22 protein-coding genes and 2 pseudogenes are annotated in these 24616 nt (G+C 70.7%); 12 read left to right on the plus strand and 12 right to left on the minus strand.

From position 1 onward, the window contains the following. Window positions 1-3: 3 nt before the first annotated feature. Window positions 4-2184, minus strand: coding sequence for an FUSC family protein (locus EJ357_RS01950; protein WP_126387984.1), 2181 nt, complete (start codon window positions 2182-2184; stop codon window positions 4-6). Then, window positions 2181-2627 carry an MFS transporter gene (locus EJ357_RS48060; protein ID WP_175647273.1) on the minus strand — a complete coding sequence of 149 codons (447 nt, stop codon included), beginning with the start codon at window positions 2625-2627 and terminating at the stop codon, window positions 2181-2183. Before EJ357_RS48060 ends, EJ357_RS01950 begins: the two co-directional genes overlap by 4 nt. Before the next feature lie 277 nt (window positions 2628-2904). Here EJ357_RS48060 and EJ357_RS01960 point away from each other — a divergent pair, with 277 nt between their 5' ends. Continuing rightward, the gene (locus EJ357_RS01960; protein ID WP_126387987.1) at window positions 2905-3900 is read left to right on the plus strand and encodes an alpha/beta fold hydrolase; all 996 of its coding nucleotides are present in this window, start codon (window positions 2905-2907) and stop codon (window positions 3898-3900) included. Between the two features lie 61 nt (window positions 3901-3961). Further along, window positions 3962-4735 carry an alpha/beta fold hydrolase gene (locus EJ357_RS01965; protein ID WP_126387989.1) on the plus strand — a complete coding sequence of 258 codons (774 nt, stop codon included), beginning with the start codon at window positions 3962-3964 and terminating at the stop codon, window positions 4733-4735. Between the two features lie 5 nt (window positions 4736-4740). Here the strand turns inward: EJ357_RS01965 and EJ357_RS01970 are convergent, their stop codons facing one another. Beyond that, a complete protein-coding gene (locus tag EJ357_RS01970) occupies window positions 4741-5982 on the minus strand; it encodes an FAD-dependent monooxygenase (RefSeq protein ID WP_126387991.1) in 1242 nt (413 codons plus the stop codon). Continuing rightward, a complete protein-coding gene (locus tag EJ357_RS01975) occupies window positions 5979-7379 on the minus strand; it encodes an MFS transporter (RefSeq protein WP_126387993.1) in 1401 nt (466 codons plus the stop codon). Before EJ357_RS01975 ends, EJ357_RS01970 begins: the two co-directional genes overlap by 4 nt. A gap of 150 nt (window positions 7380-7529) precedes the next feature. On the opposite strand from EJ357_RS01975, the gene EJ357_RS01980 reads away from it, so the two are divergent. Beyond that, entirely contained in the window at window positions 7530-8162 is a 633-nt protein-coding gene (locus EJ357_RS01980) for a TetR/AcrR family transcriptional regulator (protein WP_126387994.1), read from the plus strand. Window positions 8163-8819: 657 nt separating this feature from the next. On the opposite strand, the gene pgm is transcribed toward EJ357_RS01980, so the two are convergent. Together pgm and EJ357_RS01990 are read right to left on the minus strand one after the other, a co-directional pair. After that, window positions 8820-10460 (minus strand): phosphoglucomutase (alpha-D-glucose-1,6-bisphosphate-dependent), encoded by a 1641-nt coding sequence (pgm, locus tag EJ357_RS01985; RefSeq protein WP_126387996.1) that lies wholly within the window; start codon window positions 10458-10460, stop codon window positions 8820-8822. A gap of 326 nt (window positions 10461-10786) precedes the next feature. Continuing rightward, the gene (locus tag EJ357_RS01990; protein WP_228472917.1) at window positions 10787-12013 is read right to left on the minus strand and encodes an MFS transporter; all 1227 of its coding nucleotides are present in this window, start codon (window positions 12011-12013) and stop codon (window positions 10787-10789) included. Window positions 12014-12068: 55 nt separating this feature from the next. Here EJ357_RS01990 and EJ357_RS01995 point away from each other — a divergent pair, with 55 nt between their 5' ends. Then, on the plus strand, window positions 12069-12431 hold the full coding sequence (locus tag EJ357_RS01995) for a winged helix-turn-helix transcriptional regulator (RefSeq protein ID WP_126387998.1): 363 nt from the start codon (window positions 12069-12071) through the stop codon (window positions 12429-12431). A 58-nt stretch (window positions 12432-12489) separates the two neighbouring features. Here EJ357_RS01995 and EJ357_RS02000 read toward each other — a convergent pair. Together EJ357_RS02000 and EJ357_RS48985 are read right to left on the minus strand one after the other, a co-directional pair. Then, window positions 12490-12612: pseudogene (locus tag EJ357_RS02000) on the minus strand (IS5/IS1182 family transposase); the annotation flags it as partial. 300 nt (window positions 12613-12912) lie between these two features. Next, on the minus strand, window positions 12913-13173 hold the full coding sequence (locus EJ357_RS48985; protein ID WP_228472919.1) for a hypothetical protein: 261 nt from the start codon (window positions 13171-13173) through the stop codon (window positions 12913-12915). On the opposite strand from EJ357_RS48985, the gene EJ357_RS48990 reads away from it, so the two are divergent. Beyond that, window positions 13172-13306 carry a hypothetical protein gene (locus EJ357_RS48990; protein WP_267132877.1) on the plus strand — a complete coding sequence of 45 codons (135 nt, stop codon included), beginning with the start codon at window positions 13172-13174 and terminating at the stop codon, window positions 13304-13306. The two genes, EJ357_RS48985 and EJ357_RS48990, sit on opposite strands and share 2 nt — an antisense overlap. Window positions 13307-13539: 233 nt before the next feature. Here the strand turns inward: EJ357_RS48990 and EJ357_RS02010 are convergent, their stop codons facing one another. Both EJ357_RS02010 and EJ357_RS02015 read right to left on the minus strand, forming a co-directional pair. Next, window positions 13540-14715, minus strand: a complete 1176-nt coding sequence (locus EJ357_RS02010) for a cytochrome P450 (protein WP_126388000.1) — start codon at window positions 14713-14715, stop codon at window positions 13540-13542. A gap of 135 nt (window positions 14716-14850) precedes the next feature. Then, window positions 14851-16196, minus strand: a pseudogene (locus tag EJ357_RS02015) (alpha-1,6-glucosidase domain-containing protein); the annotation flags it as partial. Between the two features lie 147 nt (window positions 16197-16343). Here EJ357_RS02015 and EJ357_RS48070 point away from each other — a divergent pair. After that, window positions 16344-16490, plus strand: a complete 147-nt coding sequence (locus EJ357_RS48070) for a hypothetical protein (protein WP_175647274.1) — start codon at window positions 16344-16346, stop codon at window positions 16488-16490. Continuing rightward, a complete protein-coding gene (locus EJ357_RS02025) occupies window positions 16487-17407 on the plus strand; it encodes a carbohydrate kinase family protein (protein WP_126388002.1) in 921 nt (306 codons plus the stop codon). The genes EJ357_RS48070 and EJ357_RS02025 overlap by 4 nt, the downstream gene beginning before the upstream one ends. A gap of 69 nt (window positions 17408-17476) precedes the next feature. Here EJ357_RS02025 and EJ357_RS48075 read toward each other — a convergent pair whose 3' ends face one another. Continuing rightward, the gene (locus EJ357_RS48075) at window positions 17477-17620 is read right to left on the minus strand and encodes a hypothetical protein (RefSeq protein ID WP_175647275.1); all 144 of its coding nucleotides are present in this window, start codon (window positions 17618-17620) and stop codon (window positions 17477-17479) included. Window positions 17621-17909: 289 nt separating this feature from the next. Here EJ357_RS48075 and EJ357_RS02030 point away from each other — a divergent pair, with 289 nt between their 5' ends. After that, window positions 17910-18305: a hypothetical protein gene (locus EJ357_RS02030; protein WP_126388004.1), complete on the plus strand. Its 396-nt coding sequence runs from the start codon at window positions 17910-17912 to the stop codon at window positions 18303-18305. A 163-nt stretch (window positions 18306-18468) separates the two neighbouring features. On the opposite strand, the gene nagA is transcribed toward EJ357_RS02030, so the two are convergent. Continuing rightward, a complete protein-coding gene (gene nagA / locus EJ357_RS02035; protein WP_126388006.1) occupies window positions 18469-19644 on the minus strand; it encodes an N-acetylglucosamine-6-phosphate deacetylase in 1176 nt (391 codons plus the stop codon). A 424-nt stretch (window positions 19645-20068) separates the two neighbouring features. Between nagA and EJ357_RS02040 the strand changes: the two genes are divergently transcribed. From EJ357_RS02040 to EJ357_RS02055, 4 genes are read left to right on the plus strand one after another with little or no spacing between them, the layout of a single operon-like run. Further along, the gene (locus EJ357_RS02040; protein WP_175647276.1) at window positions 20069-21433 is read left to right on the plus strand and encodes a trehalose-6-phosphate synthase; all 1365 of its coding nucleotides are present in this window, start codon (window positions 20069-20071) and stop codon (window positions 21431-21433) included. After that, a complete protein-coding gene (locus tag EJ357_RS02045) occupies window positions 21423-22577 on the plus strand; it encodes an MFS transporter (protein ID WP_126388010.1) in 1155 nt (384 codons plus the stop codon). The genes EJ357_RS02040 and EJ357_RS02045 overlap by 11 nt, the downstream gene beginning before the upstream one ends. After that, window positions 22574-23476, plus strand: a complete 903-nt coding sequence (locus EJ357_RS02050; RefSeq protein WP_126388012.1) for a trehalose-phosphatase — start codon at window positions 22574-22576, stop codon at window positions 23474-23476. Before EJ357_RS02045 ends, EJ357_RS02050 begins: the two co-directional genes overlap by 4 nt. After that, window positions 23469-24587, plus strand: a complete 1119-nt coding sequence (locus EJ357_RS02055) for a sugar phosphate nucleotidyltransferase (protein WP_126388014.1) — start codon at window positions 23469-23471, stop codon at window positions 24585-24587. Before EJ357_RS02050 ends, EJ357_RS02055 begins: the two co-directional genes overlap by 8 nt. The last annotated feature ends 29 nt before the right edge of the window (window positions 24588-24616 follow it).

Genomic DNA, 24616 nt, shown 5'->3' on the forward strand with positions numbered 1-24616 from the left:
CGCCTACCTTCCGGGCCCGGTGGGCCGGGACGTGGAGCCCACGGTTCCGGTGGCCGTCTTACCGCGGCCCGGCCCTCGGATCGCCTCGGGCAGCCCGGCCTCGATACGGGCGAGCTGATGGGTGAGGCTGCGCAGCCACATGTCGAGGTCGACCAGCACGGGCAGCGCCGGAGCGGTCGGTTCCACGGGTGCCTGCTCTGTCCGCGGCGGCTGCGTGCGGTCGCCGTCGCACAGGGCGGCGAGCCGGTCGGTGGTCTCGGCGAGCGTGCGGGCGCCGGTCCGAGCGCGGTCGGCCGCGTCCGGGGGCAGGGCGGTCGTGGACAAGTCGAAACGGGGCAGCCACTGGGCGCCGAGCAGGATGTGGTTGGCCGTGATGAGCACGGCGTGCCAGTCCGCGCGCACAGATGCGCTGCTCCCCGGTTCGCTGCGGAACTGGGCGTAGGCGGATTCCGCCAGGCGCAGCCGGTGCAGAGCGGGCAGCGTCGGCGGGGCGGGGGCCGAGCCCGGCGGTAGGGCGGTCAGCATCTCGACGGTGCCCTTGATCAGCGCGCCGCACTCCCGCAGCAGCCCCGCCATGGTTCTGCGTACCTCTTTGCGGGCGCCGGCCGGCCAGGCGAGCATCGCGCACAGCAGGCCGATGGCACTGCCCGTCACCACGTCGACGATCCGCGCCTCGGCCAGTCGCCACGAGGACGGCGCTATCTGGGCGAACGCGGTGGCCACCACGAGGGTGAACAGGCCCTGCGCCCAGGCGATACCGAGCAGCGGGCCGAGCGCGAAGGCGATCAGCATGGCCGGTGCCAGGATCGCGGCGTACGCCTCGGTGTGCCGGCCCAGGCCGATGAGCAGGGCGCCCGCTGCCACCGCGCCCACGAGGTTGCCGGTGACGGCCTGACGGATGGCCGTCCAGGTCTCCCCGACGGTGGTCCGGCTCAGCGTCAGCACCGCCAGCAGCACCCAGAAGCCGTGGGTCAGGTCGAGCGAACCGGCCACCAGGCGTGCGGCCGCCAGGGCCACGGCGATCCGTACGGCGTTCTGGAACTGCACCGAGCGCAGTGTCATGTTGCCGGTGATCCGGCGCACCCACAGCCGGGGCGTGGCGGCCTCGGTGTACCAGAAGAGTTCGCGTGGCTCGATCGGCGGGGTGCGCCGCCCTTCGAGGCCGACCCGTACGGAGATCTCCAGGATGCGCACCGACTCGGCGACGGCCAGCAGCGCCGCCTGCCGACGCAGCACCGGTACCGGCGGTACCTCGTCGGCGGACCCGGTCGCCTGCCGCAGGCGCATCCGCTGGAAGTCGTCGATGGCCTGGTCCATCCGCTGCGGGCCGGGAGCGGCCCGACCGGTGCGTAGGGCGGTGGCGGTGTCGTCGCACAGGGACACGACCTGAGGCAGCAGTGACCCGGACGCCGTGTCGGTCGGGCTCCTGCCCGGGTCGGCGCCGTACCGGACGAGTTCGCGGAGTTCGCCGGTCTCGGTCAGATGGGCCAGCTGCTCGAGCAGCCGGCGGGTGGCGGAGCCCGCCTGGGAGAGGCCGCGGGCCGCGCGGCCCGGACCCGCGGGGCGTTCCGCGGGCGGGACGCTCGACAGCCGCAGCCGCGCACCGGCCTCCCGCAGGGCCTGCGGGGACAGGCCGCCGCGCCCCGCGATGCTGTCCCCCGCCGTGGTCAGGGCGTCGGCGAGGGTCGTCCGGTACGTCGGCTCCGGCGGCTGCGGCAGCAGGAACAACTCGCACAGGGCCAGCACCGCCACGCCGAAGGTCAGACCCGCCAGCCGCAGCCACAGGGTCTCGGGTTCGTACGGCGGGAAGCACGCGAGGATGTAGAAGAGCTGGAGTCCCGGCGCCGCCCCGGCCGGGCGCGGGCCCGCGATCGCCGCGAAGGCGAGGAGGAATCCCACGACGAGCATGCCGAGCACCGCCGCCCAGGTCCGCACCGCCAGCACGGTCCCCAGCGCCACCAGCAGCATGCCCACGGGCAGCGCCTTCAGCATCACCTCGGCGCGCTGCCGTCCGGACCCCGGGATCGGGGACAGCAGGCCGAGGGAGATCGGCGCGAACAGGGCGTACAGCGCCAGCACCGGCTCGTCGAGCCCGTACACGAAGGTGTAGAAGCCCGTCGACGCGGCGAGGGTCACCCGCACCGACCGGTGCAGGATCAGCGTCCGCTCCGCCGCGCCCTTCACGGCAGGCGCCCGCCGCACGGCACTCGCGAGCCGACCGGCGGGACCCTGCCGTGGACCACGAGCCGATGGCGTACGGACATGACGACGACGGAAGCCGCGAGGATCTGCGCGCCTCCGAGGCGCGGGATCGCGTCGTACGCGGCCTTGGGTGTTCGCTCCGGCACCATCGCCGTGAACACCGCGCCCAGCGCCGTCCCGCCGAGCAGCGCGCCCCGGCGTCCGACGACGTCGCCGACCCTCCCGCCCACGATGAAGCAGCAGCCGATGACGAGCACGTACGCGGACAGCGTCCACTGGGCGGCCGAGGCGATGACGCCGAACTCGTCCGCGATCCCGGGGACGGCCAGGTTCAGCGCGAAGGAGTCGAGCCGGATGCAGAACAGAGCGACCGCCACCGCGATGAAGGCTCCCGTCCGCGCGGCCGGCGAAGACTCAGCGCGCATGAGCACGTTCCTCTCGGGCCGACGCGCCGCACCGGCGTCGTGGCCGGGCCGGACATGCGATCCACTGCCCATTGTCGGCCGACCCGGGAGGTACCGCAGCACGGCGGTTCCACGCCGGAACGCCCCCACATCGGAACCCGAGCCACGGCCGTGTTGCCGAATCGGCAAACGGGCTCGTCTTCTCGGCTCGGCCGTCCGGATGATCGGCGTTGAGGTAACGAACGACCGTAGGGGCGGGTGGCGCGCGCAAGGCGCCGGGTGTCCCGGAGGAGGGCGTATGTCGCAGCACATCGGGGAGATCACTCACCGGTCGGTGTCCTCGCCGGCCGGGCAAGCAGGTCGCGGCCGGATTCACCTCGTGGAGCAGGGAAGCGGGCCGCTGGTGCTGCTCGTCCACGGATTCCCGGAGTCCTGGTACTCCTGGCGCCACCAGCTGCCGGTGCTCGCGGCGGCGGGATACCGCGCGGTCGCCATCGATGTCCGCGGCTACGGCCGTTCCTCCAAGCCGGTCGCGACGGAGGCGTATCGGATGCTCGACCTGGTGGCGGACAACGTGGCGGTGGTGCACGCCCTGGGCGAGGAGTCGGCGGTGGTCGTCGGCCACGACTGGGGCGCGGCCATCGCCGCGAACTCCGCCCTGCTCAGGCCGGACGTCTTCAGGGCGGTCGGGCTGCTCAGCGTCCCCTACGCGCCACGTGGCGGACCCCGCCCCACGAAGGCCTTCGCGGGGATGGGCGGCGACGAGGAGTTCTACGTCTCCTACTTCCAAGAGCCCGGCCGCGCCGAGGCCGAGATCGAACCCGATGTACGCGGCTGGCTCACGGGTTTCTACGCGGCCCTGTCCGCCGACACCATGCCCGCACCGGGCGCTCCCGATCCGCGTTTCGTCAGCCGGGGCGGAGCGCTGCGAGACCGGTTCCCCACCGGCCGGCTGCCCGCCTGGCTCAGCGACGCGGACCTCGACGTCTACGCCGGGGAGTTCGAACGGACCGGCATGACCGGAGCGCTCAACCGGTACCGGAACATGGACCGCGACTGGGAGGACCTCGCCGCCCTCGAAGGCGCCCCCATCCCCCAGCCGTCTCTCTTCATCGGTGGCAAACTGGACGCATCCACGACATGGCTGGCCGACGCGATCGCGGCATACCCGGTCACGCTGCCGGGCCTGATCTCCTCCCACCTCCTCGACGGCTGCGGCCACTGGATCCAGCAGGAACGGCCCGACGAGGTCAACCGCCTCCTGACCGACTGGCTCGCCGCTCTGCCCGCGTGACGCGCAGAACGTGGGGAACGTGCGGAACGTGCGGAACGTGCGGAACGTGCGGAAGGACGTGATGACAGTGCCGACCAGCTCCGACTACGCCAAGGTCAACGGCCTGGAGATGTACTACGAGGTCCACGGCGTCCACCACGAGGGCCGGCGCCCGCTGGTGCTGCTGCACGGCGGCGTCACCACCATCGGTCTGTCCTTCGCCGCCGTGCTGCCCGCTCTGGCGGCCGACCGGCACATCGTGGCTCCCGAACTCCAGGGACACGGACACACCGCCGACACCGACCGTGACCTGACGGTGCCGAACCTGGCCTCCGACGTGGTGGCACTGCTCGATCAACTCGGCATCGGGCAAGCCGACTTCCTCGGGTACAGCCTCGGCGGGCTGACCGCACTCGAGATCGCCGTCAAGCATCCGGAGCGCGTGGGCCGACTCGTACTCGCGGCCGCTCAGTACAGCCAGGACGGCGTCCACGACGAGGTACGCGCCGCCGACTTCGACTCCCCGCGGCTGCCCAGCCAGGCGGACTTCCAGGAGATGGCCGACGCGTACGCCGCCTGCGCACCGTATCCCGGGCACTTCGAGGCCTTCCTCGCCAAGGTCTCCGCGTCGGCGCACGCCCCGCTGCCCTGGACCATCGACGACCTGCGCGGAGTGCGGGCACCCACGCTGCTGGTCGTCGGCGACACCGACTTCGTACGCGTCGAGCACGCGGCCGCCATGCAGCGACTGATTCCCCGGGCCCGGCTCGCCGTCCTGCCCGCCACCACGCACATGACCCTCATGCGGCGCACTTCTCTGCTCCTGCCACTGCTGAGCGAGTTCCTCGTCGAGTGACGGGCTCACCTCATGGGCATGAAATCGGGCAGGGTGAGGGCCGAATGAGCCGGTCGTCCCGCCGGCGAGGGCACGGCGGAGGGCATGGCACTGAGATGGCGCAGCATGTCATTGCGCTGCTCCAGAGCCCGATCGGTGGTCGGGAAGAGCGTGGCATCGCCCTCGCCGACCTGCTCCTGATTCAAGGTCACAAACTCACGGGTGCTGTGTTCGTAGGCGGCGAGTCCCGCGGCGTGGTCCCTGTCGGCCAGAGAACCGGCGAGCATGTACGCGCCGACGAGCGCGAGGCTGGAGCCCTGTCCGGTGAGGAACGAGGGTGCGTACGCGGCGTCGCCCACCAGCGCGACCCTGCCGCAGGACCATCGGGGCATGCGGATCTGGCTGACCCCGTCGAAGAACAGGTCATCCGCGTCGCGCAGGGCGGCGAGCATGCCCGGGACCTCCCATCCCGCGTCGGCGAAGACCGCGGCGACCAGGTCCCGTTGGGCTTCCGGGTTCCGGAACGCGTCGAACGGTGGTTCCGGGCGGGCGAAGTTCAGGAAGGCGTGCACGTCGTCGTTGTCCCCCACGGCGTAGAGTGCCGCGGCCCTGCCCGGGGTGTTCCACATCATGAGCTCGTGGGAGAGCCCGAAGGTGTTGCGCATGGTGAATCCGGCGAAGCAGTAGCCGAGGTATCGGTGGAACCGCTCTTCGGGGCCGAACAGGAACTCGCGGGTATGTGAGTGCACCCCGTCCGCGCCGAACACCATGTCGAACGTACGCCTGCCGCCTCCTCGGAACGTGATGTCGACCCCGTGGCCGGACGACTGGTCGAGGGTGTCGATGGAGTCGTTGAACAGGAACTCCACGTCGTCGCGGACCGCCGTGTGGAGAGCGTCGGTCAGATCTCCGCGCCGCACTTCGAGGTCCTGTCCCGCGACGCCGCCGGTGACGGTGTGGGGGTTGACCGAGGCCACCTGCTCACCGTCCCCGTCGAGGAAGGTCAGCCGGCGCAAGTCGATGTGCGCGTCCCGCAGTTGCGGGAGGATACCCATCCTCCGGACGACCTCGAGTGCGGTGCCGCGTACGTCAATGGGATAGCCACCGCCACGCAGTGAGCCCGCCTTCTCGACCACCGTGACCGCGAATCCGTAGCGGTTCAGCCAGAACGCGAGGGCGGGCCCCGCGATGCCGGCCCCGGATATCAGGACCTCGCGCCTCGGCGTGGCACGGGCACCCCTGTCCCTCAACAGACCGGTGCGGGTCATTCCTTGACTCCTTTGCTCATGGTCCGGGCGACCAGCAGGGACAGCGCCGTGACGGCGCCGGCCATGACGAAGCCGGTGACGAAGGCTGATTCGGCCGGGACATCCGACCCGGAAGGAGTCTGGGCGGTGAGGAGCGCACCACCGACCTGCACACCCACGGCGTAGCCGATCACGCGAGTCACCAGGACCAGGCTGGTGGCGATTCCGGTGTCACTCCGATCGACGGATGTGGCGGTACTGGTCACCAACGCCGTGACGCACAGGCCGTTGGCAAGCGCGATCATCACCTTGCCGATGACGAGGTGCCAGACCTCGGTGTGCACGGCCGCCAGGGCGATCAGGGCGGCGGCCATGATGACGATCCCGGCGGTGACCACGGCTCGTGAGCCGAAACGACGCGCCCCGATCCCGCTGATCGGCCCGGCAAGGGACGCGGCCATGGCGCCGGGCAGCAGGTAGAAGCCGATTTCGGTGGCACTGGCCCCGAAGCCGTACTCGTCCGCGGACACCGCGAGCAACTGCGGGACGAGATAGACCGCCACCGAGGTACCGACGCAGATCACGAACGTCAGCACACACGACTTCCACACCGCGGGCCGTGCCAGCATGCGCAGATCGACCATCGGCGAGACCGCACGACGCTCGACGGCTGTCCATGCCGTTACGAAGGCGGCCAGTACGGCGATGAGGGCGCCGAGCACGAGTGGCTGCGAGCCGAGGTCGGGTGCCAGCGCGAGCACGAGCATGAGCGTGACCAGCGTCCCGCTGAGCAGAACCAGGCCGGGCCAGTCGATCCCGGCGCCGTCCGACCGCCGGCTCGGCGGATCATGCGGCATCAGCCTGTTCACCAGCGTGGTGGCCGCGATGACCGCGATCGTCGGCAGCGCGAACATCCAGTGTCGGGACAGGCCTTCCGCCACGGGCCCGGCCGACAGCGTTCCCGCCATCCCGCCGCCCACGAACAGCCCGCTGACCACACCGATGGCCACCTTCGACTCCCCCTCGGGGAGGTGTGCGCGCACCAGGATGAACGACAGGGGCAGCGCGCCCACCATCGCTCCCTGCAGTACCTGACCGACTAGCAGCACGGGCAGGTTCGGCGCCAGGGCGGACACCAGACCACCGGCCGAGACGACCGCCATCAGCCGGATCAGGACCCGTTTCCCGCCGTAGCGGTCGCCTAACTTGCCCGCGACCGGTGTGACGAGCGCGCCGGTGATGAGAAGCATGATGCTGAGCAACGCCCCTTCGGCCGGACTCATGTCCAGCTCGCGTTGCAGGAGCGGGAGCGTCGGCGTCACCACCGACTCCAGGGCACCGGTGGCGACTGCCAGCATGCCGAGGGCCCCGACAGCGGCCCTCCCGATGCGGAGTGGGGGAGCCAGAGTTGCGGTCATGGACGTCCTTCCGTCATTGCCTGGCGGGTAAGGGGTCGGCCGTACACGTAGAGCTGCCGGGCGGAGCGGATGCAAGAGCCATGCGCGCTCCAGGCCACTATCACAATTACTACACTACACCGTGCAGTGTAGAACGGTTACGATGTGCCCATGCCGACCACGAAGACACTGCGCGAGGGGTCCACGCGGAAGCGGACCGCCATCCTTTCGGCGGCCCGGGAGCTGTTCCTCGCCGACGGCTTCGACCGGACCAGCGTCGACGCGGTCGCCGCCCGGGCCGAGGTGTCCAAGCGGACGGTCTACGACTACTTCGGCGACAAGCAGACGCTGCTGCGAGCAGTCGTCGACGCCATCGGCCAGTCGCTGATCACCACGATCCGGCGCACCCTCGACGACACCCTCACCGACCTCACCGAGGCCGCCGACCTCGAGGACGCCCTGGTCACGTTCTCGATGCGCATCTCGACCGACATGCTCGACTCGGCGGAGTACGCGACGCTGCAACGACTGGTCCGGGCGGAATCCGGCCACCTGCCGCACCGGGGCTACAACTCCATGGCCGACACCCCCGACGAGGCACTCGCCGAGCGTTTCGCCGCCTTCGCCGCGGCCGGGATGCTCGACGTCCCCGACCCGCGGCTCGCGGCCGACCAGTTCATCGCGCTGACCTTCGGCGTCGCGCTGGACAGACTCGGTTCCGCGAACGCCGCGGAGGACACCCGCGTCCGGCCACTCATCGTCGAGGGAGTGCGGACCTTTCTCCGGGCCTACCGAACTGTGTAGGGCTTGGGGCAGCACGGGAGAACAGCGCGCCGTCAGCCCACGTTTCCTCCCTCTTCGGCCGAGCGCTCACGCCCTTCCGAACGGCCGAGGCGCGACACGGAGGATTGCTCCCGATTGCCGTGTCAGGGACGGGGGTTGAGGGGTCTCGGTCCAGCCCGAGGACGTCACCGTGGATCGTGCCGGATGAGCTGTGGGGCCGTCTGAAGACGTTGTCCGCCGCGGCGTGAGCGGGGTTTCGCCATCCGGGCCGCAAGCCGTTGCGGCCCGGGGTTGAGCGGGAAGCCTCCGGCAGCACATGCAGCGGCAGATTGTGTCACCGGCTTCGCAGCCGCGGGCGTAGGCGCGCTCGGCGGCGGGGGTGTCGCCGAGTTGCTCGCGCACGCCGCCCAGGGCAGTGGGCCAATGTAGCGCGCCGGAATTCGCCCCGGTCCCCGGAGCGTTCCCGGGGCCGGGACCGGAGTCGGCCTGCGTCCCAGGCTGCGGCCGCCTGTTTGCCGTCCGGCTTCCCATGCGGCCGCGGCCCGGCGCTCGCCCGCCGCCCGGGCGGCCACGGCCTGGCGTTCGGCGGCGGCGAGGGTGAACACCCCCGTGCGCGCCCCGCCGCCGATCGCGGCCCCGGCGGCGACCAGCGGCGGCGCCACCAGGGCGTCGGCCTCGTCAGGCGCCCAGCGCCGCGAGCACCACGGACCTGGCCTCCTCCTGGACCTGCCGCAGATGGTCGGTGCCGAGGAAGGACTCCCCGTAGATCTTGTAGACGTCCTCGGTGCCCGAAGGACGGGCCGCGAACCAGGCGTTGGCGGTGGCGACCTTGATGCCGCCGAGGGCGGCGCCGTTGCCGGGGGCCTCCGTGAGCACGGTGGTGACCGGCTCGCCGGCGAGGGTGTCGGCGGTGACCTGGCGCGGGGACAACTCGGCGAGCAGCGCCTTCTCCTCGCGGGAGGCCGGGGCGTCGACGCGTGCGTAGGCGGGGGCGCCGAAGCGGTCGGTGAGCTGCGCGTAGTGCTGCGAGGGCGTCTTGCCGGTGACCGCTGTGATCTCGGAGGCGAGCAGGGCCAGGATGATGCCGTCCTTGTCGGTGGTCCACACCGACCCGTCGCGGCGCAGGAAGGAAGCGCCCGCCGACTCCTCGCCGCCGAAGCCGAGGCTGCCGTCGGACAGGCCGTCCACGAACCACTTGAACCCGACCGGGACTTCGACCAGCTCCCGGCCGACGTCCGCCGCGACTCGGTCGATCATGCTGGACGACACCAGGGTCTTGCCGATACCGGCGCCCGCGGGCCACTGCTCCCGGTGCGAGAACAGGTACGAGATCGCCACGGCCAAGTAGTGGTTGGGGTTCATCAGGCCGCCGTCCGGCGTGACGATGCCGTGCCGGTCGGCGTCGGCGTCGTTGCCGGTGGCGATGTCGAACCGGTCGCGTTGCTCGATGAGCGAGGCCATGGCGTACGGCGAGGAGCAGTCCATACGGATCTTGCCGTCCCAGTCCAGCGTCATGAAGCGCCAGGTGGGGTCGGTGAGCGGGTTCACCACCGTCAGGTCGAGCCTGTGCTGTTCGGCGATCCGGCCCCAGTAGGCGACCGAGGCACCGCCCAGCGGATCGGCGCCGATCCGCACACCGGCGGCCCGGATCGCGTCCAGGTCCAGCACGCTCGGCAGGTCGGTGACGTAGTTGCCGAGGAAGTCGTGGCGGCCGGTGCCGGGGGCGGCCAGGGCGCGGGCGTAGGGGATGCGCCGTACGTCCTTCAGGCCGCCGGTGATGATCTCGTTGGCCCGGTCCTGGATCCACGAGGTCGCCTCGGAACCGGCGGGGCCGCCGCTCGGCGGGTTGTACTTGAAGCCGCCGTCGGCGGGCGGGTTGTGCGAGGGAGTGACGACGACTCCGTCGGCGAGCGCCGAGGTGCGGTTCCGGTTGTGGGTGAGGATGGCGTGCGAGACCGCCGGGGTGGGCGTGTAGCCGTCGGCCTGGTCGATGAGGACCGTCACGTCGTTGGCGGCGAACACCTCAAGGGCCGTGATCCGCGCCGGCTCGGACAGGGCGTGGGTGTCGGCGCCGAGGAAGAGGGGGCCGTCGGTGCCCTGGGCGGCGCGGTACTCGCAGATGGCCTGGCTGGTGGCCGCGATGTGGTCCTCGTTGAACGCCGCCGCGAAGGACGAGCCACGGTGTCCGGAGGTCCCGAACGCCACCCGTTGCCCGGGCTCGGCCGGGTCGGGGTGCAGTGCGTAGTACGCCGTCACCAGCCGGGCCACATCGATGAGGTCCTCGGGCCCGGCGACCTGCCCCGCTCGCGCGTCCTGCATTTCCCCACTCCTCCGCAAGGGTCGACCGTTGGGTACGGCCCTCATTCTCCCCTGCCCGGCCGGCCGGGACGCGCACTTGGGCGGGCGTTGCGGGACGGGTGGGGCGGATGCGATGCCGCGGCTCGCTTGGCTGCCAGACCTTGACATTGCCTGCCGAAACGCCAACTCGCGGCGCTGGGGGTGCGGTTCCTCTGAAGGGCATCCCGTTCAGGCTGTGGGGGCGTGTTCCTGCTCCTTGCCCGATCCCGGTGGCGCCCCCTCACGCTTGCAGCACACAGGAGCCTCATCCCACCCGCCAGGACCGCCAACCCGGCGAACCTACGGCACTAGACACCTCCGATGTGGCGCTGCGCCGCCGGCACCACTTTGCCGAGCGTGGTGGCGAGCGTGGCTCCGAGGACGCTGACGCCGACCAGGGTCAGCCAGATCTCGGCTGCTCCCGTGGACAGCAACCCGGAGAGGGCGGCCGGAGCGACCGCTCCCGCGACGCTCACGGCGAGCTGGTTGAGGGCCAAGTACCGGCCGCGGAGCCCGTCTGGGGCGCTCTCCGCGGCGACAGTCGACGTAATGGGGCCACTGACGACTTCACCGAAGGTGTAGCTGATTGCACCGAGCAGCACGACGCCGACCGCGAGGGCGTGGGAGGCCAGGCGGTCGGCGGCGAGGAACAGGAGGTAGCCGGTCGCGAAGCAGGCGTGTCCGACGACGAGGACGCGGCTGCGGATCCGTCCGCCGAGCCACCCGACGATGATGCCTTGAGCGAAGCCGACCATCAGGGTGTTGAGCGTGAAGACAGCGCCGGCAGTCCAGCCAGGCAGTCCCAGCACGTCCACGGCGTAGACCGGTATCGCGATGTTGAGGACGAACAAGGAGATCGCGAAGCACAGTTGATGCGCGACCACTGACAGGTACCGCAGGTCCCGGAGTACGCGCCCCCAGCCTCCCGCAGCGTCCTGGCCCACCTCGGGACGGATATTCGGCACGGCCCGCATCAGAACGAAGGCGGTGAGATAGGACAAGGCATTGACGACCACGATCGCGGCGTAGACGCCGTGAGTACCGAAGCTGACGGCGACGGCGGTGAGGAGGCCGCCGAGTGCGTAGCCGAGGTTGCGTACCGACCCCAGAAGACCGAACCAGCGCTCGCGTCGGCCGGGCGCGGCCAGCGCCGTGACGGTCACGCCGTAGCAGCTGAAGAACACCGCCCGTCCGGCACTGTTCAACCAGGCGCAGATGGCGATCTGCCATGTCTGGCCCACGACGAGGTACCCGGCGAAGCCGAGCGCCTGGGCCAGGTTTGCCGCCTGCAGTACCGGTTTGGCGCCGTACCTGTCGACCAGTCCTCCGACCATTGGGCCCACCGGGAGCGCCAGCAGCCCGGCCGTCGTCAGTGCCGCGCCCACCTGCACCAGCGTCAGCGACGTCGTGGCCAGGAAGTACAGCATCGAAACGGGGACGAAGACACCGGTGCCGATCGAGTCGATGACGATCGCTGCGACGAAACGGCGGTGCCGAGCCATCGAGGGACGCACCGTGCAATCGGGAATGGTCACAACCCGGACGGTATAGATTCGATACCGGTATCTACAACGCTACCGGGAGTCGTGCATGGGTAACGCCTACAACGTCATGGCCGCGACCTGCCCCAGTCGCACCGTTCTGCACCGGATCGGGGCGCGCTGGACGGTGTTCATCGTCAACGCGCTGGACAACAGGCCGATGCGATTCACCGAGCTCAAGGCGCACATCCGGGGGATCACACCGAAGGCGCTCACCGAGGCGCTTCGCGCGATGGAGTACGACGGTCTGATCTCTCGCACGGAGATTCCCGCAAGTCCCCCGCATGTCGAGTACGCCCTCACCGACCTCGGGCGGTCACTGCTGACGCCCCTACGTGCCATCCGGGAATGGGCCGAGAGCCACGTCCCCGACATTGAACGCGCCCGCGCGCGAGCCGATGCGCAACGGTAACTCCGTTCGCCGATGGATGCGGTTGGCCGTACCTTACGGATCACGTCGAGTTGATGGCCCGATGGCGTCCCAGCCGTTGAGAGGCCTCGATGCCCCTGCGGGCGATGCGTGGGGGGATGTTCCGCTCGCGGAGCCACCTGCGCAGATGGTCGTAGTCGTAGCCGTTGTCGGCGTGGAGCTTGTAACGGTGGCCAAGCCCGGCGGCAGTTGCCGCCACGTCGGCCGGCGGCTTCCGCGCGGCGAGCCGCGACAGCGCGTGCAGCGCCACTGCCCGCACCCGATCCGCCCTGAAGGCTGCCTAGCTGGCCCCACCACATGGCGGGCGGCGCCGACTCGCCGCGCTCAAGCACGAGTTGGAGCGGCGCACGGCTCCCCAAGCGCCGATCCACAGGCCTCACCAAGGCCCTCGACACCGGGGAGTCCGCGACGCGCGAGGAGAGGTCGGCGACCGGCCGCCGTGCGCACGCGAGCCGTCGCACCTTCACGCGGAAGGTGTTCTTCGCCAGCGGTGCCACGGCCGTCGCGACGACGGGCGGCGAGGCGCCTGGGCCGCCATGGCCGACGCCACCGCCTCCGCGGCACCGAGCGGGACACCCAGCGGGGCCCCCGGTGGCGGCACCGGATCGACTCCTACGACCGTCTGCGCGTCTCCCTCGCCGACCTGAGCGACGAGCAGAAGGCCCTGGGCACCGCCCGACACCGAGCCCTGGGGCTTCCAGTTCGACGGCCACCACCTGGTCATCAACTACTTCGTCCTCGGCGACCAGGTCGTCATGAGCCGCTGTTTCCGGGGCTCCGAGCCGACCTCGACAAGGCCGACGTCGCGCAAGCCCGGATGGCGGAGGTCCGCAAGCACATCAACGACACGTACGTGACCTGGGCGGGCGGTATCGAGGAGTCGACTGCCAGGCCCCCGGCCCGCTCGCGGGCGCGTACGGCGCGAGCCAGGGCAGCGGCGCGACCCAGATGCACGTCCACTCCGTCATCCGGACCCCCAACGGGAACGACTACGGAAAGGAGCTCCTTCGACAGCGCTACCTGACGTCACCGCACCACCAGTGACGTGACAACCGAGCATTCCCGTCATCGCGAGGGCCGCACTATCCGGTCATGTGCCCCTCTCCCAGAGCACATGCAGGCTGACGGGCTTACGGAAGACCAAACCGTACGGGGCCGCCGGGCGGTCGGGGTCGAGGCGCAGGGCGGGGAGGCGGTCGAGGAGCTGCTGGAGGGCGATGCGGGTTTCCAGGCGGGCCAGGTGTGCCGCGAGGCAGTAGTGCGGGCCGTGTGCGAAGGCCAGTTGGAGGCGGGCGTTCTCGCGGCGCACGTCGAAGCGGTCGGGGTCGGGGAAGACGGCCGGGTCGCGGTTGGCTCCCGTCAGGGAGACGGTGACGAGGTCACCGCGGTGAATGGTGGCGGGGCCGAGGACGGTGTCCCGGGTGGCGTAGCGGTCCACGACCGCGGCGCCGGGCTCGAGGCGCAGTGATTCCTCGATCGCGCCGTCCAGCAGGTCGGCGTCGGCCCGGACCAGTGCGAGTTGGTCAGGGTGTCGTAGCAGGTGCAGCAGCGCATTGGTGATCATCGCCTCGGTGGTCTCTATGCCGCCGAACATCAGCACCGCGGCATTGGACGCCACCTGGGGCACTGTCAGTTGCCCGGCGGCCGATACGAGGAGCGACGAGGCGTTCCGGTCGGCGACGGTGGCTTCCACCGCACGTCGCAGCTGCGTGTACGCCGCCACGCCCGCGGGTCCTGCCTCGTGGCCGGCGGTGATGTCCGAGACCGACTGCACGATGGAGTCGTACCAGGCGAGCACCGTGTCCCCGGTGGTGCCGACCAGCCCCAATGCCTCGGTCACGACCGCGACTGCGAGAGGGCCGGCGAAGGATCGTCGCAGTTCGGCGACGCCTGCCGGCTCCAGCGTGGTGATGAGCCGGTCGGTCTCCCGCTCGATGAAAGCGGCGAACCCGTCCCGCACGGCACGGGGGCGGAAGGGGGCGGTGAAGGGTTCGCGGTGCCGGGTGTGGAAGTCGCCGTCGAGGGACAGCATGCTGGGGCCGACGACTTGCGCCGTGGAGAACCGGGGGTCGTCGACGGTGAAGGTCTCGGCGTCCCGCATCACGCTCAGCGCGAGATCACGACGGGTCACCAGCCAGCCGTCCAGCTCGGGGAGCCAGGAGACCGGCTCCTGCGCACGGAGCAGCGCCAGGCGCGGATGCGGATCCCGCGCCAGTTCGGCGAGCGTGGTCGCGGCGCCCAGCGGACAGGAGTCGACGACGCTCACGGTGTGCCGTGGCCCGGCAGGGAGGAATCGATCACGGTGCTGAGGCTAACAAAGCGCTCCACGGGTGAGGAGGCTGAAGGATCTACCCCAGGGGACGGCAGCGACGCCCGCCCCCTGCGTGAGCTCCCATCGTGGCTACCGCTCGAACACGGCCACGGAGCACGCCGGGACCGTGAAGGAACCCGAATTCTCCTTGTATGACGCCTACTTGACCACGTCGTCGCCACCGGCGGACTGCACGGGATGGAGCCGGTAGGCCGTTCCCGCGACACCCGCGACACACGCGACGGTCTGGGTCTGCCGTTCGGGCGTCGCGTTGAAGACGACGAGGTCACCGAGGCGCATGGTGATCACGCCGGGCGTCTCGTCCTTCCCGGACAGCGGGAAGGAGAGCTTCGACTGCACCTGGTCGGCCGTGTCGAGGGAGAACGCCGTCTCCGTCGAACGGATCCTCAACAGGTCCCGGTACGCCGCCGAGGTGCCCTCGATCTGCTCGCAACCCACCTTGACCGAGCCCAACAAGGGCTTGGCGACGGCCACTTCGAGGCGTTGTAGGCCGCCATCGGCAGGCGGTGAGGTTGCCGGACAGGCCGACCTTGATCAGGTCCTGGTAGTGCAGCAGGCGGGCCTTCTGCTCGGCCGACGTTCCGTTGTTCTTGGAGGAGTTGGGGTCGGTGTACAGCCCGGACGCGAAGCCCTGGATGCCGGGGTCCTCGTCGAAGGGCCCGCCGCCGCGCGCGGCGTCACGCGCCCGGTCGGAGAACGTCGCGATCCCCGTCCCCGCCATGTTCTTCTGGGTGGCCTGCACGAAGCGGACGTCGTCGGCGATCTCGCCGAAGTTCCAGCCCTCGCCGTACAGGATGATCTTCTTGCCGTCGACGCCGTCCCTGGCCGGGGTCAGCGCGTCCAGGGCCTTGCGGACCGCCAGGATGTTGGCCTTGGGGTGGTGGCCCATCAGGTCGAAGCGGCCCCGTCGCTGCGGCGAGGGCTCCGTTGGCGAGGCTCTGGGTCAGGACTACCTGGCCGCGCAGCGCCTCGCGGACCCGGTCGCGCGGGTCGACGGACCAGGCGGTGTAGTCCTTCAGGTGCGGGAACTTCGCCTTGTGGGCATCGGTCAGCGATCCGGGCGGCAGCCGGAGCCAGCGGCCCTCACTGCTCAGCGATCCGTCCTCGACGGTGATGCGTCCGTCGTGGTCGTACACCAGTTGCGTGGACTCGGCCGGCTTCGCGTCGACCTTCTGGGGCAGGGCGACGGTGTCGGCGTCGAGCCACTGGGCCTGTGCCTTGGTGAGGTCCGGGTTCGATGTCGAACCGAATCGTGGGCAGGAGGTAGTCGGCGTCGGCGGAGTTCAGCCACACCCCGTGGCCGTATGTGGTCAGGTCGAGGGAGCGGTCGTACGCGACGTCCTTCTCGTCCCCTTGTGCATGATGGAGCTCAGCGATGTCGCCCCGGCCGCGAGGGGCACCTCGAAGGTGACGCCGTACGCGTCCCAGCCGGTGGGCCGCGACGCACCTGGGTGGGCGAATCCTCCGGCGTGTGCCTCATGGGTGCCGCAGGACCTGGTCAACTACGGGAGCGTGGAGCACAGCGTGCTCTTCCGGGGCGCCCGGATCGGCGCGGGGCGAGGGTGCGACGCAGCGTCGTCCTGCCCGGCGCCACCGTCCCGGTCGGCGCCGACATCGACTCGGCGGTGGTCCTGGAGAACGGCGCCGTCCAGCACGTGCCCCACGACGACGTGTCCGATCCCGAGCCTGCGAAGGAAACACACCCATGACCGAGACCACGTACGACATCCTCGTTGCGGGCGGCGCCGGAGTGGACACCATCGTCCGCGTGCCGGAGCTGCGCGTGCCGCCCGGCGACTCCGTGTCCGTGCCGCCGGTGCACGACTACGTGGCCCACACCGGCAACGGCGTGGCCCGCGGCTGCCGCGCACTGGGCCTGGCCACCAAGTTCATCGACTTCCTCGGGGAGGACTCGCAGGGCCGGGAGATCCTGTCCGTGTACGCCAAAGACGGTCTCGACTTCAGTCACGTCGTCTCCCCGCACGGCACCCCGCGCGGCATCAACCTCGTCGACGCGCAGGGGCGCCGCTTCTCCTTCTACGACGGCCGCCACCCCGCCGATCTGCGGCTGCCGCGCGACTTCTATCTGCCCTACCTGGAACGCGCCCGGTTCGTGCACCTGTCCATCACCGGCGTCACGAAGGACATGTACGCCGACATCCACCGGCTCGGCCTGCCCAGTTCGACCGACCTGCACGACTGGGACGGCGTCAACCCGCACCATCGCGCGTACGCCCTCGCCTCCGACTACGTGTTCCTCAGCGCCGCCGCGATCCACGACCGGCTGGACGCCGTGCTGCGCTCCGTCCTGGACGAGGGCCGGGCCCGGCTCGTCGTCGCCACCGACGGCTCAGCGGGCTGCCATGTGCTGCAGCGCGGGGACGCGAAGGTACGGCACTTCCCCGCCGTGACCCCGGAGCGGCCCGTCGTCGACAGCAACGGCGCCGGGGACGCCTTCGTCAGCGCCTTCCTGCACGCCCTGTCGGAGGGGCGGCCGGTGGAGGAGTGCGTGCTCGCCGGATCGGTCTCGGGCGCGTTCGCGTGCACCAGCGCCGGCACGCACACCGAGTTCATCGACCTGCCCGGATTGCGCGCGGCCTGCGTGCGCGCCGCAGCGACCGGTTGACCGAGGAGGACGACGTCCCCGTGCACATCATCACCTTCTCCTTCGAGTGCGGCGCGTTCGACAACCGGCTCATGCGCCGGAGGGCTCTCCCCGCTCGTGTGGCAGCTTTCGCGCCGGTACGCCGCGCTCGGCCACCGGGTCTCCCTGGTCACACCGGCGCACGGCCATCTCGACCGACTGCGCGAGACCTACGCCATCGAGGATCTCGACCATCGGTGCGCACACACCTTGCCGCTCGTGCCCGACCCCAAGGTGTGGGAGAACCAACCCGTGAGTTCACCTGGGAGCGCGCCGCCCGCACCCGCCTCGACGCGTTCGAGGCCCTGCTCCGTGGCAGGACCCTCCCCCCCTGACGTACGGCGATCTGGACGCGCGGGAGCGCTGCACCGGCCAGACGCAGGACGCGGACACCTACGAGCAGCTCTTCGAAGCTGCCTACCGAAGGGCCGACGTCGAGCGTTGCCTGCACCTCGCCGTCAAGGACGCCGGCGGCCGGTGGCGCGTGGAGTACCGGCACGATCACGTGGAGCGCGCCGAGGTCGTGGTCGAGAGCACGGGCACCGGTGCCGTCTCGGCCCTGGGGTCCGCGGCGGAGGTCCTGGCCTCGGACGAACCTGTGCCGGCCGGGAACGGGGCGGAGCTGCGGGCGCTGTCCCCGGGTGCCGAGCCGGGTTCCTTCACGGGCCTGCTGGACGGCCCGCCCGGGGGACGGGACTTGGTGCTGATGCTCACCCTCAGCTCCGGCCGCGTCACCTGGGAGCGACTCCCCCTGAGCCGTCCCCTGTACCGCCGCGTCGCCACCGACCTCGACGGCACCCGGCACCCTGCTCCGCGGCGACCTGACCGTGTCGCAGCGAACCCTGCGGCGCCCTCCCGCCCGACGAACGCGTGTGCCTGACCAGCGATCAGCTGACCCGGTTGCCGCGCATGCGTGGCATTCGGGTGCTGAGGGTCCGGGAGAGTGCGGGTGGCGTGGTGGTGCGGTTTCAGGCCACGTCGCGGTGGACGCCGTCTCGCCCTTCCCGTGGGTGACGTCAGCCGGCATGTGTTCAGGGACGCAGTCAGATCCATCTGCCTTGGTGCATGACCCGCTTCAGGTGGAGGTTCTCGTCGAGCACAGCGAAGTCGGCTGCGGCACCGGGCTGGATCGCCCCGATCCGTCCGCTCTGGCCGAGCAGGTGAGCCGGACGCTCGGACGCCGCGGCGACCGCCTGCCGAACGGTCATCCCGCAGTCGCGGACGAAATTGCGCACCGCGGCGTCGAGGGTCAGTGTGCTGGCGGCCAGTACGCCGGTGCCGTCGACGGTGGCTCTTCCTTTCCGGACGGTGACGGGCAGCGTGCCGAGCATGAACCGGCCGTCTCCGTACGCGGCGGCGGCCATCGCGTCCGTGACGAGCACGGTGCGTTCCGGTCCGGCGTGTCTGGCCGCTATCCGGACCATCGTGGGATGCACCAGCACCAGGTCACAGATGAGTTCGACGTTGACGCGGTCGTCATCCAGTAACGCGCCGACGGGCCCGGGGTCGCGGTGATGAAGCGGAGGCATCTGGTTGAACAGGTGCGTGGCCACCGTCGCTCCCGCGTCGACGGCGGCCCGGATCCGGGCGTCGTCGCCGTCGGTGTGCCCGATCGCGGCGATCACGCCCGCGTCGCTGAGCTGTCGTACGGCGTCGATCCCGCCCTCCAGTTCGGGGGCGATCGTGACCATCCGGATGGTGCCCCGGCCCGCATCCAGCAGTCGCGCCACCGCTGTACGGTCCGGCGGGCACAACACCGCCGCGTCGTGTGCTCCGCACCGGGCCGAGGAGATGAAAGGGCCCTCCAGATGGATGCCTGCGAGCAGACCGTCGTCGACGAGATCGGCAAGCCGACCGATCTGCTCGATCAGCTCAGGGAGAGGTCGGGAGACCAGGCTGGCCAACGTCGTGGTGGTGCCGTGACGGCGGTGAGCGGTGACGGCGGCCGCCAGTCGCTCCGTGTCCCCGTCGGCGTACGACGCGCCGCCACCGCCGTGACAGTGCAGATCGACGAAACCGGGCAGTAGCCAGCAGCCTGCGGTGTCCGTCGCTCGCCGCGTCGTCGGTCTGCCGGCCGTCACCGCTGTCGTGGCCGTCTGCGGTGCGGTGGCGTGCACGGACTCGATGACGTCGTTGCGCACCACCACCCACCCGGGGTCGAGGATCCCCTCCGGAGTGACGACCCGGCCACCCCCGATGACCTGCTGGGGGCCTGTCACCGGTTCACCTACTGCCAGGCCGGAAGTGCCGCACCGTGACCGTCTCCTCCCCGGCGTCGACCGCCAGGACGCTTCCCGGGTTGCTCATACCGGCCCCTTCCGCCGTCAGGCGAGCCCTGGCTCCACTGCCAACGCCTCTGCCGGCGCGGGGAGTTGAGAACACGGCCGCATTGAAGCAACCCGGCTCAGGGGTGTCATGTCCCCTGAACACGTGACCCCTGGCCCGGTACCGCGACACCGGCTCCCGGACCACCATGGGAGGCATGTCCAGGGCGTGCGGCGATCTGACGCACGGAGCCCCGGACGCCGGTCACCCGCATGAAGAGGATGTATGGCGCGTCACAGTCCAGCAGTCCTGGTAGCGACAAAACCCGCGCCTGTCGTCCATGAACGGGTGGGTGACCATGTTGTTCCCCGCCTCTCGGTGAGCACGGGAAGCGTGGTCGGAGACATGGCCGGCCGGCTGCGGGTCACGGCCGTGGCGAGCGCGGCTTCCGAGGAGGATGCCGTACTCGCGCAGCGCTTTCCGGAGGGCATGGCGGTGCGGGCAGCGGGTGGCCAGGAGATCCGCCTCCGCCTGGTCCGGCACGCCCCCGAGACGCTGTCCGCCGAGAACTACGGGCTGGTCACCGAGGTGCTGTGGCACACCATGCACAACCTCTGGGACCGGTGGAGCAACCCGACCTTCGATCGGGCCTCCCGGCGTGCGTGGGACGCGCTCCACGCTCTCAACGAGGACATCACCGACGCGCTTCTCGCACAGTCCCCCGGCCAGGGCGCCGGATACCTGGTCCACGACTACCAGCTCAGCCTGGTGCCCGCGCGACTGCGCCGGGCCGATCCCACGGCTCGCGTCCTGTTCTTCCATCACATCGCCTGGCCCGGACCCGAAGGGCTGACGCTCTGGCCGCGACAGTTCGTCGACGACCTCCTGCAGGGCGTCCTGGGTGCGGACGTGATCGGGTTCTTCGCCCGGCGCTGGTGCCGGAACTTCCTGCGCTGCGTGGAGGATCTCGTCCCCGCGGCGCGGGTCGACCACGACGCCGGCACCGTGCTCCTCGACAACCGTGAGATCCGGGTCGTGGCCGAACCCCTGAGCTACAGCCCCGACGCTCTGGCCGGGCTTCCTCAGTCCTGGCCGGACGAACTGGACGCATGGGTGGGTGACCGCCCGCTCGTGGTGCACTCGGGACGCACGGACCCGATCAAGAACGCGCACCGGGCGGTGGATGCCTTCACGCTCGCGGCGGAGAACCCGGCTGTGGCGGACGCCCGGCTGTTGCTGCGTGTCAATCCCCACCGCCTGCACATCGGCGCCAACGCCGAGTATCTGGAGAAGACCGAGCGGGCGGTCGCCGCGGCGAACCACCACTTCGGCGACGAGCGGGTCCGCATGCTGGTGGGCAACGACCGGAGCCTCACCTTCGGCTGTCTGGCGCGCGCCGACGCGGTGATGCTCAACTCGACCGCGGACGGCCAGAACCTGACCGCCTTCGAGGCGCTCGCCGTGGGAACACGCGATCCCGTGCTAGTGATCTCCCACAGCTGCGGCGCGAGCGAGGTCCTCGGCGACGCCGCCTTGGTCGTCCACCCCCATGACCTGGTCGACCAGGCTGACGCTCTCGTCACCGCGGTCGCCATGACACCCCTGCGGCGAGCTGAGGCAGCCGGTCGCCTCAAGGAGCGTGCGGCGCGCATCTCCCTTCCCCGGTGGACGCAAAAGCAACTCGAACTGCTCGGCATCGGGTCGACGATGACCGATGCGGTGAGACTGAACCATGGCGCATGACGCGGTACGGCGCGGGGCCGTACGCGCCGCGTGGCTCGCGTTCGGGTGGTTCTGGGGTACGTGGAGCGCGCTGATCCCGGCCGTGAAACGGGCCACGGGCGTGGACGACGAAACCCTGGGCCTGCTCCTGCTCGCCGTGCCCCTGGCCGCGATGCCGGCCATGATCGTCTCCGGTCGCGCATACGACCGCAGGGGCGGAAGCGTCCTGATCGGCGGGTTCCTCACGATGGGCGCGCTCGCCCCGGTGCTGGGAGCGACGAGCGACGGCCTGGTGCTGGCCGGCTGCCTCGCGGTGCTGGGTGCTGCCTCGGGGATGGTGGACGTGGCCCTCAACTCCGCCACCGTCGCGACCCCGTCGCGCCCGGGGCGGGACTTCGTGCAGTCCGCGCAGGCCATGTTCCCCGTCGCGGGCGTCGCCGCGAGCGCGGTCGTGGCGGCGGCACGGGAGCTCGGGGTGCCTGCCTGGGCGATGCTCGGCAGTGCCACCTTGTTCCTGGGAGCCGCCGCCGTATGGCTCGGTGTGTCGGGCATCGCGGCAGCGCCCGCGCGCAAGGCGGTGGACGGTGAGGCGCCGGCGCTCACGGGGACCACGCTCGTCCTTCTCGGAGCCACTCTGGCGGCGGCGCTCCTTGTGGAGAACGCGATCCAGCAGTGGAGCAGCAACCGGCTGGAGTTCGAGCTGGGGGCCGCTCCGGGAGTGGCAAGCCTGGCGCCGGGAGTGTTCGCGCTGTGCATGTTCGGCGCCCGGCTCCACGCCCAGCGCAGGGCACGGATCACCGCCCTCGTGCCCACTCTGCGTACCGCCGCGATCGTGTCCGGGTGCGGCCTGGTCATCGCGGCATGGGCACCCTCACCCCTCCTCGCTCTCGCGGGCTTCGCCCTGGCGGGGCTCGGTCTGGCACCGGCCGCACCCGCGCTCTTCGCTTCGGCGGGCCGGAGCGTTCCCGAGGAACTGCGCGGTCGTGCGATCTCGTTGGTCTCCACCATCGGCTACTCGGGCTACTTCATCGGGCCGGTGGCCGTCGGCCTCGTGTCCTCGGGCGGTGGCCTGAGCGCGGGCTTCACGGTCGTAGCCGTCATCGCGATGTCACTGGCCGTCCCGACCCAGTGGCTACGGGATCGTGTCGCCCGGACGGCACCATGAGCCAGACGGCACACGACGTCGGCCGGCCCGCCCAGGAGCTCCGGGCATCGGGTGGGCGCCCGGTCGCTCCCTTCCCCGCGGCGCAGACCCTGATCCTGACCGACCTCGACGGCACCCTGCTGCCCGCGAACGCTCCCTCGTCGGACATGGCGCGTCACCAGGCCGACCTCCACGATCTGTGTCGGCTTCTGCTCGCACAGCCGCACTGCGCCGTCGTGTGCGTGACCGGCCGACGCGCCCTCAATGCCCGGGACATCCTCGCGGCTCCCCTGTGGATCGCGGGCGTACACGGCGCGGAACTCCTCGCACCGTACGCAGGTGCGCCGCTGCCCCATCCGCGGATGTCCAGACCGCTGCCCGAAGTACGACGGCTGGCCCGGGACATCCTCGAACTCGACCTGTGCCCCGCCGAGATGCACGTCGAGGACAAGGGTGTCGTGCTGGCCGTGCACCACCCGCACCTGCCCGCCGACCGTGCCGCGGTGCCGCTGGCGCGGTTGATCTCCCTCGCCCGTGCCTCCGGGCTGGTGGTGGTGGCAGGACGCGGGTGGACCGAGATCAGGCCGCCCTGCCCTCCCCACAAGGGTGATGTGGTGGTGGAGATGGTCCGGCGATGGCGGCCTCGGAGGGTGATCGTGGCTGGTGACGACCACAGCGACGTGGCCATGTTCGACGCGGCCGGCCGGCTTCGGGAGGCGGGCCTGGTCGAACAGGCCATATGCGTGGCCGTCAGCACTCCCGGAGCCGCTCCGGAATGCATTCGGCGCGCCCATGTCGTCCTTGAGGGGCCGGCGGAGTGCCGTGCCTGGTTCCGTGGCGGTGCGCACCGCTTCACCGCCCCTACCAGGACAGCCGGTTGGGTCGGTCGGCGAACGCGACCGGAGGACGACCGTGGATGACGTGCGCGCGGTCCTGCTGGCCGGCGGTGAGGGACGGCGATTGGGCCGTCTGGGCAGCGGTCGGCTCAAACCCCTGGTGCCGTTCGGAGGGACCAGCCGACTGGTCGACTTCAGCCTGGCCAACGCCCGGCGATCCGGCTTCTCCGAGGTGCTGCTGTTGTCCCAGTACGAGGAGCGGCAGCTCATGGACGATCTGCATCAGGTGTGGAACTGCCGGGACTTCCGGGTTCACTTCGGCCCGTACGACACCGCGTACCGCGGGCTGCCTCCCGGCGAGCTGCCGGGCGGGCTGCCGGAGCGGAGCCTGCCCAGGGAACGCGGCACCGCCGACGCACTCATCCGCAAGGCCGCCCATGTGTTCGGCGGGCACCCGTCCGACGTCCTGGTCCTGCATGCCGACCACGTCTATCGCTTCGACTACCGGGACATGCTGCGTGAACATCGCGCGACCCGCGCTGCCCTGACCATCGCCTACCAACGCGTCGAACGCCGCTACGTGCACCTCTTCGGCATGGTCGAGTTCGATACCGGCGGGAATCTCGTGCATTTCACGGAGAAACCCGCCGAGCCGACCAGTGACCTTGTTTTCGCCGCCTTCTGCATCTTCGACGCGGCGCGCCTGCGGCGATATCTGGAAAGACTCGACGGCACTGACTGGCAGCACGACATCAGCCGGGACGTGATACCCGCCATGCTGGCAGGGGGTGAGCGAATCCGGGGCCATCTCGTTCGCGGGCACTGGGAGGACATCGGAACGGTGGACCGGTACCTCCGAGCGCACCTGGCTCTGCTCTCCGCAGCGCCCACGCTTTCGCTCGGCCATCTGCCGCTCACGATCCGGCCGGACGTCGCACGGCGGTTCATCCGTGGCACCGCGGGTGTACGAACCGCCATCGTGCCGTCCGACCTGGACAACGCCGGGTTGGTCGAGCGCAGTGTGGTCTTCCCCGGTGCGCGGATAGGGCAGGACGCCGTCGTCCGGGACAGCGTGCTGCTGCCGGGCGCCGAGGTACCCGCCGACGCCCGAGTCGGTTCGGCCATCGTCCTGGAGGACGGTTCCGTCCAACCGGTCGACCCGTATTACTCGGCTGAATTTCCACCTACCGAATAATCGATGCAGCCTACATGTTTCAACCCTGC

Origin of the sequence: Streptomyces cyaneochromogenes, assembly GCF_003963535.1 — a bacterium.
Taxonomy (GTDB): Bacteria; Actinomycetota; Actinomycetes; order Streptomycetales; family Streptomycetaceae; genus Streptomyces; species Streptomyces shaanxiensis.